Source organism: Zavarzinia aquatilis (assembly GCF_003173035.1).
Classification (GTDB): Bacteria; Pseudomonadota; Alphaproteobacteria; order Zavarziniales; family Zavarziniaceae; genus Zavarzinia; species Zavarzinia aquatilis.
In genome coordinates, this window is sequence record NZ_QGLE01000004.1 from 289,944 (window position 1) to 300,925 (window position 10,982).

The 10,982-nt window shown below is 66.6% G+C and carries 11 protein-coding genes; 4 read left to right on the forward strand and 7 right to left on the reverse strand.

Annotation, left to right across the window (positions count from 1 at the left end):
• Positions 1 to 7: 7 nt before the first annotated feature.
• Genes DKG74_RS09750 through DKG74_RS09765 form a run of 4 tightly spaced genes read right to left on the reverse strand, consistent with a single transcriptional unit; the run spans position 8 to position 3,660 of the window.
• The gene (locus tag DKG74_RS09750; protein WP_109905162.1) at positions 8 to 526 is read right to left on the reverse strand and encodes an O-acetyl-ADP-ribose deacetylase; all 519 of its coding nucleotides are present in this window, start codon (positions 524 to 526) and stop codon (positions 8 to 10) included.
• A gap of 7 nt (positions 527 to 533) precedes the next feature.
• Entirely contained in the window at positions 534 to 2,462 is a 1,929-nt protein-coding gene (gene dxs / locus DKG74_RS09755; RefSeq protein WP_109905164.1) for a 1-deoxy-D-xylulose-5-phosphate synthase, read from the reverse strand.
• 18 nt (positions 2,463 to 2,480) lie between these two features.
• Positions 2,481 to 3,380, reverse strand: coding sequence for a polyprenyl synthetase family protein (locus DKG74_RS09760; RefSeq protein ID WP_109905214.1), 900 nt, complete (start codon positions 3,378 to 3,380; stop codon positions 2,481 to 2,483).
• A 10-nt stretch (positions 3,381 to 3,390) separates the two neighbouring features.
• A complete protein-coding gene (locus DKG74_RS09765; RefSeq protein ID WP_109905166.1) occupies positions 3,391 to 3,660 on the reverse strand; it encodes an exodeoxyribonuclease VII small subunit in 270 nt (89 codons plus the stop codon).
• A 213-nt stretch (positions 3,661 to 3,873) separates the two neighbouring features.
• On the opposite strand from DKG74_RS09765, the gene DKG74_RS09770 reads away from it, so the two are divergent.
• Both DKG74_RS09770 and DKG74_RS09775 read left to right on the forward strand, forming a co-directional pair.
• Entirely contained in the window at positions 3,874 to 4,275 is a 402-nt protein-coding gene (locus tag DKG74_RS09770) for a hypothetical protein (RefSeq protein WP_109905168.1), read from the forward strand.
• A gap of 59 nt (positions 4,276 to 4,334) precedes the next feature.
• Entirely contained in the window at positions 4,335 to 4,844 is a 510-nt protein-coding gene (locus DKG74_RS09775) for a copper chaperone PCu(A)C (RefSeq protein WP_109905170.1), read from the forward strand.
• Positions 4,845 to 4,889: 45 nt separating this feature from the next.
• Here the strand turns inward: DKG74_RS09775 and DKG74_RS09780 are convergent, their stop codons facing one another.
• The 3 genes from DKG74_RS09780 to DKG74_RS09790 all read right to left on the reverse strand — a co-directional run bounded on the left by DKG74_RS09780 (position 4,890) and on the right by DKG74_RS09790 (position 7,212).
• The gene (locus DKG74_RS09780) at positions 4,890 to 5,825 is read right to left on the reverse strand and encodes a histone deacetylase family protein (protein WP_109905172.1); all 936 of its coding nucleotides are present in this window, start codon (positions 5,823 to 5,825) and stop codon (positions 4,890 to 4,892) included.
• Positions 5,826 to 5,986: 161 nt separating this feature from the next.
• A complete protein-coding gene (locus tag DKG74_RS09785) occupies positions 5,987 to 6,760 on the reverse strand; it encodes an enoyl-CoA hydratase (protein WP_109905174.1) in 774 nt (257 codons plus the stop codon).
• Positions 6,757 to 7,212 (reverse strand): MarR family winged helix-turn-helix transcriptional regulator, encoded by a 456-nt coding sequence (locus DKG74_RS09790; protein WP_109905176.1) that lies wholly within the window; start codon positions 7,210 to 7,212, stop codon positions 6,757 to 6,759. The genes DKG74_RS09785 and DKG74_RS09790 overlap by 4 nt, the downstream gene beginning before the upstream one ends.
• A gap of 308 nt (positions 7,213 to 7,520) precedes the next feature.
• Here DKG74_RS09790 and DKG74_RS22415 point away from each other — a divergent pair, with 308 nt between their 5' ends.
• Together DKG74_RS22415 and DKG74_RS09800 are read left to right on the forward strand one after the other, a co-directional pair.
• Positions 7,521 to 9,635 carry a calcium-binding protein gene (locus DKG74_RS22415; protein ID WP_279340865.1) on the forward strand — a complete coding sequence of 705 codons (2,115 nt, stop codon included), beginning with the start codon at positions 7,521 to 7,523 and terminating at the stop codon, positions 9,633 to 9,635.
• A 669-nt stretch (positions 9,636 to 10,304) separates the two neighbouring features.
• The coding region (locus tag DKG74_RS09800) for a hypothetical protein (RefSeq protein WP_207779305.1) at positions 10,305 to 10,982 on the forward strand (678 nt) is incomplete at its 3' end.

Here is a 10,982-nt window from a genome sequence, read left to right on the forward strand (position 1 = left end):
CCTGCGGCTACGCCGGGCGGTTCAGGACCGCCTCATAGACGGCAAGATCGGCGACCGAGAAGCAGCAGAAAAAGATATCGCTCAGGCGGGTGATTCCCGCGGCGGTATCCCTCACCGTCCGCACCGCGACCTGGGCCGCCGCCTCGATCGGATAGCCGAAGATGCCGGTGCTGATCGAAGGAAAGGCGATGGTCGCGATTTCGTGGCGCGCCGCGACTTCGAGCGACCGGCGGTAACAGGCGGCGAGAAGCTCCGCCTCGCCGTTCGCGCCGCCGCGCCAGACCGGCCCCACGGTGTGGATGATGAATTTGGCCGGCAGGCGATAGCCCCTGGTCAGCTTGGCGTCGCCCGTCTTGCAACCGCCGAGCAGGCGGCATTCGTGGACGAGATCGGGCCCCGCCGCCCGGTGGATCGCCCCGTCCACGCCGCCGCCGCCAAGCAATGACGAATTGGCGGCATTGACGATGGCATCGACCGTCAGCCTGGTGATGTCCGACCGGATGGCGTGCAGGCGGACATCCGCCATGGCACGGTCAGGCCCGCGCCTTGGCCGCTTCCTCGCCCAGCGCCGCCAGAGCCTCGGCGAGGATGTGGCGGGCGTTGAGGCCGGCCGTGTCATACATGGCGTGCGGGCTGTCCTGGTCGAGGAAGAGGTCGGGCAGAACCATGGGCCGCACCTTCAGCCCGCGGTCCAGCAGGCCGGCGCGGGCAAGGAAATGCAGCACGAAGCTGGAGAAACCGCCGACCGAGCCTTCCTCGACCGTGATCAGCACTTCATGCTCGCGGGCGAGGCGGCGGATCAGCTCCTCGTCGAGCGGCTTGGCGAAACGGGCGTCGGCGACGGTCGCCGAGATGCCGCGCGCGGCCAGCGCATCGGCGGCCTTCAGCGCCTCGCCGAGACGGGTGCCGAGGGAGAGGATGGCGACACGGCTGCCCTCGCGCACCACGCGGCCCTTGCCGACCTCGAGCGGCTGAAGGTCTGCCGGGATATCGACGCCGACGCCTTCGCCGCGCGGAAAGCGGAAGGCGGAAGGCGCGTCGTCGATCGCGGCCGAGGTCGCGACCATGCGCGCCAGTTCCGCCTCGTCCGACGGCGCCATGATCACGAAATTCGGCAGGCAGCCGAGATAGGCGAGATCGAAGGAGCCGGCATGGGTGGCGCCATCGGCCCCGACGAGGCCGGCGCGGTCGATGGCGAAACGCACCGGCAGCTTCTGGATGGCGACGTCATGCACCACCTGGTCGTAGCCGCGCTGCAGGAAGGTGGAATAGAGCGCGCAGACCGGTTTCAGCCCTTCCGTCGCCATGCCGGCGGCGAAGGTGACGGCGTGCTGTTCAGCGATGCCGACATCGAAGCAGCGCTTCGGGAACCGCTCGCCGAACCGGTCGAGACCGGTGCCCGACGGCATGGCGCCCGTGATGGCGACGATCTTCTCGTCCTTTTCGGCGAGGTGGATCAGCGCGTCGGAGAAGACCCGCGTGTATTGCGGGGCGTTGGGCTTGGCCTTGACCTGCGCGCCGGTCGCGACGTCGAAGCGGACGACCCCGTGATATTTGTCGGCGGCGGCTTCGGCGGGCGGATAGCCCTTGCCCTTCTGGGTGATGACATGGACGAGGATCGGGCCGTTGCCGGCGTCGCGCGCATTGCGCAGCACGGGCAACAGATGCTCGAGATTATGGCCGTCGATCGGGCCGACGTAATAGAAGCCCAGTTCCTCGAACAGGGTGCCGCCGCCCGAGGCCATGCCCCGGGCATATTCTTCCGCCCGCTTCGCCGTGCGCTCGAAGCTCTTGGGGAAGCGCTGCATCATCTGCTTGGCGAGGCTGCGGAAATTGACGTAGGAACGCGACGACATCAGCCGCGCCAGATAGGCGCTCATGGCGCCGACGGGCGGGGCGATCGACATGTCGTTGTCGTTCAGGATGACGATCAGGCGGCTGTCCATCGAGCCCGCGTTGTTCATCGCCTCATAGGCCATGCCGGCCGACATGGCGCCATCGCCGATCACCGCGATCACATGGTTGTCGCCGCCCTGAAGGTCGCGCGCCACCGCCATGCCGAGTCCGGCCGAGATCGAGGTCGAGGAATGGGCGGCGCCGAAGGGGTCGTATTCGCTTTCCGCCCGCTTGGTGAAGCCGGACAGGCCGCCGCCCTGGCGCAGGGTGCGGATGCGGTCGCGGCGATGGGTCAGGATCTTGTGCGGATAGGCCTGATGGCCGACATCCCAGATCAGCCGGTCGGCCGGCGTGTCGAAGACGTAATGCAGGGCGACGGTCAGTTCGATCACGCCGAGGCCGGCACCGAGGTGGCCTCCGGTGATGGAGACGGCGTCGATCGTCTCGGCGCGCAATTCGGCGGCGAGTTGGGGCAGATCCTCCTCGGCCAGCTTGCGCAGATCCTCCGGCCCGGAAACCTGGTCCAGGAGAGGGGTGAGCGGCGGACTGATCGACACCGTGTTCATGTCCTCAAAGCGACCGGTTCAGGATTTGCGGTCGACGACGAAACGCGCCAGCGCGGTCAGGCGGTCGGCCCGGCTGCCGAACATGGCGACATGGTTCACCGCCTGTTCGGCCAGACGTTCGGCCTGCGCCCGCGCGCGCTCCACCCCGAGGATGGAAACGAAGGTGGCCTTGCCGCGGGCCGCGTCCTTAGCCACGGCCTTGCCGGTATTCTCCACCCGGCCCTCGACATCCAGGAGATCGTCGGTGATCTGGAAGGCGAGGCCGAGGTCATGGGCATAGGCGCGCAGGGCGGTGCGCGCCTCCGGGCTGGCCCGGCCGAGCACCGCGCCCATTTCGGCGGCGGCCTGAATCAGCGCGCCCGTCTTCATTTTCTGCATCCTGGTGACCTGGCCGAGGTCGAAATCGGCCCCCGGCACTTCGGCCGCGAGGTCGAGAACCTGCCCGCCCACCATGCCATGGGGGCCGGAGGCCTGGGCGAGAATCGCCACCAATTCGAGGCGGACGCGCGGATCGTCATGGGTGTCGGGCGCGGCCAGCAGGTCGAAGGCATAGGTCAGCAGGGCATCGCCGGCCAGCACCGCCGTCGCCTCGTCGAACGCCTTGTGCACCGTCGGCTTGCCCCGGCGCAGGTCGTCGTCGTCCATCGACGGCAGGTCGTCATGGACGAGGCTGTAGCAATGCACGCATTCGAGCGCGGCGGCGGCCCGCAAGGCGCACGACCGTTTCACGTCGAAAATCCCCGCCGCCTCGAGGGTGAGGAACGGGCGCAGGCGCTTGCCGCCCGACAGGGTGGCATAGCGCATGGCTTCGAGGAGACGCGCCTCCGGCCCGATGACGGGCGGCAGCAGGCGCTCCAGCGCCTTTTCGATATCGCTCGCGGCCTCGGCCAGGGCGGGCGACAGGATGTCTTCGGTCATCGGGGAATCATCAGCCGGCATCGAAAGCCTTCGTCGAAAGTTCGCCGTCGGGCCCGGCCACGATGGCCTCGACCCTGGCCTTGGCCTGGGCCAGTTTCGCCTCGCAATGGCGCTTCAGCAGGGCGCCCCGGCCATAGGTCTCGATCGACGCCTCGAGGTCGACGCGGCCGTCCTCGAGCTGGCGCACGATCGCCTCCAGCTCGCGCAGCGCCGCCTCGAAGCTGAGGGCGGCGATATCGGCGGGCAGGGCGTCGGCGGGCAAGGCGTCTTTGGGCGGCATCTGGGAGTCGGCAGGCATATCGCCCTCGGTTGACCTACGGCACGGGCGGGGACCGGGGCCCGCCACTTCGATGTCCTAACCGCCTTGGGCGGGTCTGACAAGCCGGAACAGGTCCAGCCTGTCCCACGGGCCGGGCGGAATCGTCGCGCGGCGGGCCGCCGTCTTCCCGCCCCGGCCCTGCCGTGCTAGGCAGAAGCGGAAGGAGCGCGGGGCATGAAGCGGCAGCCAGCGACGGAAAGACGGAACGGCAGGGCCCTGCGCGCGCGCATCGCCCTCGTCGCGGCCCTGCTTTTGTTCCTTCAGCCGCTGACGACGGCGCTTGCCGCCGATACACCACTGGGCCGGCTGGCCGCCCTGATGGGGCCGCTGTGCACCACCCAGATTCCGGGGCCTGGCGGCGCCCCGGCCAAGGCCCCGGCGGGCAACCCGGGCGGCGCCAGTTGCTGCCTGCCGGGCTGCCCGATGTTGGGCGGCTTGTCCGAAGCGGTGGCTCCGCTGCCGGGACCGCCGGTCCGGACCGCGCGGGCACCGGATGTCATCGCGCCCGCGACGGGGGTCAAGGCGCCGGCCGCGACCGCCTGGCGGCAGCCCCGGGCCCCGCCGCCCTCGGCCTGACCTCATCGCGCCCATCCCATCATTTCGGCCCGTCACGGGCCAAACCGACAGGTCATGCCATGTCCTTTTCCCTTATCCGCGCGGCCGCCTTCGCCCTCGCGGCGCTCAGCCTTTCCGCTCCCGCCTTCGCCCATGAGTTCGAGGCCGGCACTCTCGAGGTCGTCCATCCCTGGTCGCGGGCGACCCCCGCGGGTGCCAAGGTCGCCGGCGGCTTCTTCAAGGTCGAGAACAAGGGCGATGCGCCCGACCGTCTGCTGTCGGTCGCCAGCGATGTCGCCGAAAAGGCCCAAATCCACGAAATGACCATGACCGCCGAGGGCATGGCCTCAATGAATCAGGTGACGGGCGGCGTCGAGATCGCGCCGGGCGCGACCCTCGAACTGAAGCCCGGCAGCTATCACGTCATGTTCATCGGCCTGAAGAAGCCGCTGGTCGAGGGCGAGAAGTTCAAGGCCACGCTGAACTTCGAGAAGGCGGGCACGGTCGAGGTCGAATTCGTTGTCGGCCCGCTCGGCGGCACCTCTGGCCATGGCGAGGAGCAGGGCCACAATCACGGCACCATGCAGTGATGGCGCGGGCGGGGGCGGTATCGCCCCCGCCCCGTCATTGGCGGATCAGTTGATCATCAGGGTCGCGACATGGGCCGCGACCGAAGACGACAGGGCATAGAGGTCATAACCGCCCTCGAGCGTGGAGACGAGGCCGGCCCGGCACATCTTGCGGGCGAGGCGCGCCAACTCCTCGGTCACCCAGCGGTAGTCCTGTTCCGACAGGCGCATGTTGGCCAGCGGGTCGAGCGCATGGCCGTCGAAGCCGGCCGAGACCAGGATCAACTCCGGCCTGAAGGCTTCCAGCGCCGGGAAGACATGCTCGGCAAAGCTCTTGCGGAAGGCGGGGCCGTCCGCGCCCGGGGGCAGCGGGGCGTTCACGATATTGTCGGCGACGCCGGTATCGCCCGCCGCGCCAGTGCCGGGATAGAGCGGCGCCTGATGGGTCGAGGCGTAGAACAGGCCCGGGTCTTTTTCAAACATGGCCTGCGTGCCATTGCCGTGATGGACGTCGAAATCGACGACGGCGATCCGCTCCAGCCCGTGGGCGACGCGGGCGTGCAGGGCGCCGACCGCGACATTGTTGAACAGGCAGAAGCCCATGGCGTGGTTCGGCTCGGCATGGTGGCCGGGCGGACGGACGGCGCAGAAGGCGGAATAGGCGCCCCCGGTCAACACCGTGTCGACCGCGGCGACCACGGCGCCCGCGGCGTGAAGCGCGGCCTCGCCCGAGCCGGGCGACATCACGGTATCCCCGTCGAGGTGAAAGACGTTGTGGCCGACCGACGGCACCTTGGACAGCACCCAGTCGACATAATCGGGATCATGCACGCGGATCAGCTGCTCGCGCGTCGCCGGCGGCGCCTCCGCCCGCTCGAGGTAATGGAAATCCTCCGCCTCCAGCGCCCGCATCACCGCCCGCAACCTGTCCGCGCATTCGGGGTGACCCCAGCCGGTTTCATGGGCGAGGCAGGACGGGTGGGAGAACAGGATGGTGGACATGGGCGGTCACTTCCGGGGCAGCGTTTCCAAGGCGGCCATACGCGCGGCCGCCCTTGTTCGCCCAATGTTGCCCCGTAACGGTGCCATCACAAGTGCGACTTAGGGTGGGAATGGGCAAAAAGCCGGTCCCATGCGGCAAAATGCCCAACCCACCCCCGCAATCAGGCGGCGAAGCGCGAAAAGTCCGGCTTGCGCTTCTCGAAGAAGGCGCCGATGGCCTCCGCGACCTCCGGTCCGCGCAGCTGGGCACCGAAGATCGCGCCTTCTTCCTTCATGCGCTCGGCGACGCCCGAGGTCGTGGATTTCATCAGCTGCTTGGTCAGGCGCAGGGCCGAAGGGGCAAGGCCGGTCAGGCGTTTCGCCTTGGCCTCGACATGGGCGGCGAGATCGGCCGCCGGCACCACCTCGTTGACGAAGCCAAGCTCGGCCGCCGTCTTCGCATCGAAGGCATCGCCGAACAGGAACAGCTCCGCCGCCTTGCGATGGCCGATCATCGCCGGGACGATCAGGCTCGACGCCGCCTCGGGCACCAGGCCCAGCGCCGTGAAGGGCATGGAGAAACGGGCCGTGTCGGCGGCATAGACGAGGTCGCAGTGCAGCAGCATGGTGGTGCCGACGCCGACCGCGATGCCGTTGACCGCGGCGATCAGGATCTTGGGAAAGGTGGTGATCCCGGCGAGGAAGCGGCCGACCGGCGATTCCCCGGCAAGGTCCGGCGGGTTCTGCATGAAGTCGACCAGGTCGTTGCCGGCGGTGAAGGCATCGCCCGCCCCGGTGAGGATCGCCACCCGGACCGTGGGATCGGCTTCCGCGGCCTTCAGCCCGTCGACGATGGCGTCATACATGGCGAGGGTGATGGCGTTCTTCTTGTCCGGCCGGTTCATCGTGATGCGGGCGATGCCGTCGGCGATCTGGGTGGTGACGAGGTCGGTCATTTCCGGGTGCTCCTGGCCTTGAGCGTTGGCGATACGTTGTTAAGGGCGTTTTCGAGGAAGCGGACCACGATCGCCGTCTCCTCCGGGGTGAAGCCGGCCGTCAACTGGCCGTTCATCTCGTCGATCAGGGGCCTTGCCGCCTTCAGGCGGTCCTTGCCGGCCTTCGTGAGCGCGAGAAGGGTGACGCGGCGGTCCTCCTCGTGGGGGCGGCGGGCAATGAACCCGGCGCGTTCCAGCCGTTCGGCCAGGCCCGTCACCGCCGAAGCGTTGAGGTCCAGCCGCTCGGCGAGATCGCCCGGGGTGCATTCCCCGCCTTCCCCGATGACGAAGAGGGCGCCGAGCTGCACCGAGGTGATGTCCAGCCGCTCGAGCAGGGCAACGTCAGCCGCCTTGTAGACGGCATGGCGGGCCCTGTTCAACAGGTAGAAGAGGCGGGGACGCGGCGTGCTCATGCCCCGCAGGCTATCGCCATTTGTTTCACATATGAAGGATAATATTTCATATGTGAAGCAAATTCCCGGCGGGCGCGGCCACTGGTTGCCACCCCCAGTGGCGGCGCGGGTTCACCGTCAGCCTGAGATTGATGGCCTCGATTCGGCGTTGTACAGTCCTCCCCTCCGAATTTTCGGCCCATCTCATCGGTTCGGCCCTGGAGCCAACCGTTCCGCAGGGTGTCGTTATGGTCGCCGTGACAACGAATACGGACTACAGCCTCAGCATTCCGAGTATCGATTTTTCCAATTTGTTTTATGGCACGGTGATGGTGGCCAATGCCGGCACCTATGTGCTTGGCTATTCCAATGGTTACCAGGACATCTTCACCGGTTCAGGTTTCACCTACGACAGATACGGCGTGCCTACCGGTGGAACGGTGACCGGCTACAAGGGCTACCAGTCGGGCATGGGGCAGACGCTGTTCAGCGTGTCCGGATTCTCGGTCCCCGCAACCACCCTGGTCAATGTCGCCTCCACGACGTCGACGACCGACGACCGCAACCTGATCGCCTCGATCCTCGGCGGCGCGGATACGATCTCGGGCGGGAATCTGCAGGACGATCTGATCGCCGGGGCCGGAAATGACGTGGTCAACGGCAACGGCGGTGATGATTATCTCTACGGCGGTCTGGGCGACGACCAGCTCTACGGCGGTCTCGGCGACGACGATCTCTTCGCCGAAGATGGCGCCGACACGCTCGATGGCGGGGCGGGCGACGATCATATGGCCGGTGGGGCCGGCAACGACCTGTATCTGGTCGATTCGGCCGGGGACACGCTCTATGAGGGGGGCGGTCTTGGCACGGATACCGTAAAGACCAAGGTGAGCTACACGCTCCCGGGCAATGTGGAGAACCTCATTGTCGACACCTCGGCCTCGGTGAGCGGCACCGGCAACGACCTCGTGAATACGATCACGGGCGGTGCCGGCAATGACGTGCTTTCCGGTCTTGACGGCAACGACACGCTCGTTGGCGGCGCGGGGGCGGACACGCTGGACGGCGGCACGGGCAACGACATCCTGCGGGGCGGCACGGGCAACGATGTCTATATCGTCGATGCCGCGGGCGATGTGGTGGATGAAACCGGCGGCGACGGGATCGACCGGGTCGAAACCGCCCTTGCCAGCTATACGCTGGGCGCCGCGATCGAGAATCTCACCCTGACCGGGACGGGCGACAGTCGCGGCACCGGCAATGGCCTCGCGAATGTCCTGATCGGCAACGGCGGCGCCAACGTCCTCGACGGCATGGCCGGGGCCGACACGATGAAAGGCGGCGCCGGCAACGACATCTATGTGGTGGACGACATCGGCGACGTGGTCAGCGAATCCGGCGGCAGCGGCATCGACTTGGTGAAGGCGTCGATCAGTTACGCCCTGCCCGACGGCTTCGAGAACCTGCAGCTGACGGGAAGCGGCGCGATCAACGGCACGGGCAATTCGGCCGCCAACACGATCACGGGCAACGGCGCCAACAACACGCTGAATGGCGGCGCGGGGGCGGACACGCTGAACGGCGGCGCGGGCAACGACATCCTGCGGGGCGGCACGGGCAACGATGTCTATATCGTCGATGCCGCGGGCGATGTGGTGGATGAAACCGGCGGCGATGGGATCGACCGGGTCGAAACCGCCCTTGCCAGCTTTACGCTGGGCGCCGCGATCGAGAATCTCACCCTGACCGGGACGGGCGACAGTCGCGGCATCGGCAACAATCTCGCGAATGTCCTGATCGGCAACAGCGGCGCCAATGTCCTCGACGGCATGGCCGGGGCCGACACGATGAAAGGCGGCGCCGGCAACGACATCTATGTGGTGGACGACATCGGCGACGTGGTCAGCGAATCCGGCGGCAGCGGCATCGACTTGGTGAAGGCGTCGATCAGTTATGCCCTGCGCAACGGCTTCGAGAACCTGCAATTGACCGGAAGCGGCGCGATCAAGGGCACAGGCAATGCGGTCGCCAACACGATCACCGGCAACGGCGCCAACAACACGCTCACCGGTGGCGCGGGTGACGATGTGCTTGACGGTGGCGCCGGGGCCGACCGCCTCGTCGGTGGCGACGGGCGCGACATATTCAGATATGACGCGCTCGACGATTCCACCGTGTCCGGAACGGGCCGCGACACCATCGTCGGTTTCGAGCAGGGCCTGGACAGGATCGACCTGCGCCGGATCGACGCCAAGACCACCGTCGATGGCGATCAGGCCTTCGTCGTGACCGACAAGTTCCACAAGGCAGCAGGCGAGTTGATTGTCCTGGCCCGCGACACCGGCACGCTCGTGCAGGGCGACGTGGATGGTGACGGCAAAGCCGATTTCTCGATCTTCCTTGACACTTTCGTGACCCTCGGCACTGCGGATTTCCTGCGCTAGAGAGGCATTCGGGAACGGTCGAACAGCATTCTCCGTCGCCCTGACGCAAGATCGGGGCGACGGGCAGCGAGTGGGACGCAGTCCACACCATCCGCCACGATGTGGCACCCCACAATACGGGCCCCTTCAATGCGGGGACACTATACCTATTTAAGGCCGCCGCGGTTACTTTAAATAGGTATAGTGTCCCCGTATTGAGCGGATTTGGTTCGTCGGATTTGAGCGAAGGGCCGGGGGACGATTGACGATTTCATTCAGGTTGCCATCCCGATCCTCGCCTCCCGGTGACCTTAAGCCGCGGATTGCCTTGGTTGGCGGCGCTGGCATGAAGCTTGCGAGTTTCTGAGGGAAGCCGGTCCCGATGAAGGTGCCGGCGGTCAGGGAGGATCGTGCCGACATGATGGCGAAGCGAGGTCCGGTGCGGCGCGCGTAACCTTTTGTGTGTCCGATTGCGGCGCGCGGGCGAAGAATTTGTGTATAAATTCGATGAGACGACGATGAATCTATCATCGGCGAGTATATCTATTTGTCATTCAGCAATAATGAGGGCATAGATTTTTCATTCCAGAATCATGTTGCAATTGAATCCGTTTTGAATACTTTTCAATTCAGATCAATAACATTGATCGTTCAAAAAATTTCCATAAGAGTACCGACAGGGACGGAACAATGCAGAACCCCGGCAAACCCCTTCTGATCGCGACGCTGATATCGCTGGTCGCCGTTCCGGCGCTGGCGGAGGTGACGGTGTCCGACGGCTTCACCATCGGCGGCCGGATGCGCCAGGGCATCGCCCTTGCCTATGACAGCGATCTCGTCGGTGGCGGGGTCGAGATCGGCCAGGCCAATTATCTGCTCGAGCTGACGGGCAGCTGGCGCCCGGCCAGCACCATCACCGTGACCGGCGATTTCTGGCTGCGCGGCGATCTCTACAGCGAGATCGGCGGCGATCTGCAGGGCCCGGGCATCCAGAACTATGCCTCGCCCGACTTCCGCGATCCCTTCCGTTACCATCTGGGCGGCGCCGGCGCCGGAACCCCGGGCGGCCCGCTGGCCAATCCCCCGCGCGATCCCTATGGCACGCAGGACGACCAGAACCTCTTCCTCTCCGATTTCAACGACGAGATGATCCGCGAGGCCGCGGTGAAGATCACCGATCCGGGCAATCGCTATGCCTTCAAGGTCGGCAAGTTCGTCCGCGCCTGGGGCCAGTCCGACGGTATCCGCCTGCTCGACGTGCTCCACGCCCAGGACCTGCGCCAGAAGTTCATCTTCGGCGACAGCGACGAGATGCGCATTCCCAGCTGGATGGTGGCGGCCGATCTCGACTTCACCCGCCTCGGCCTC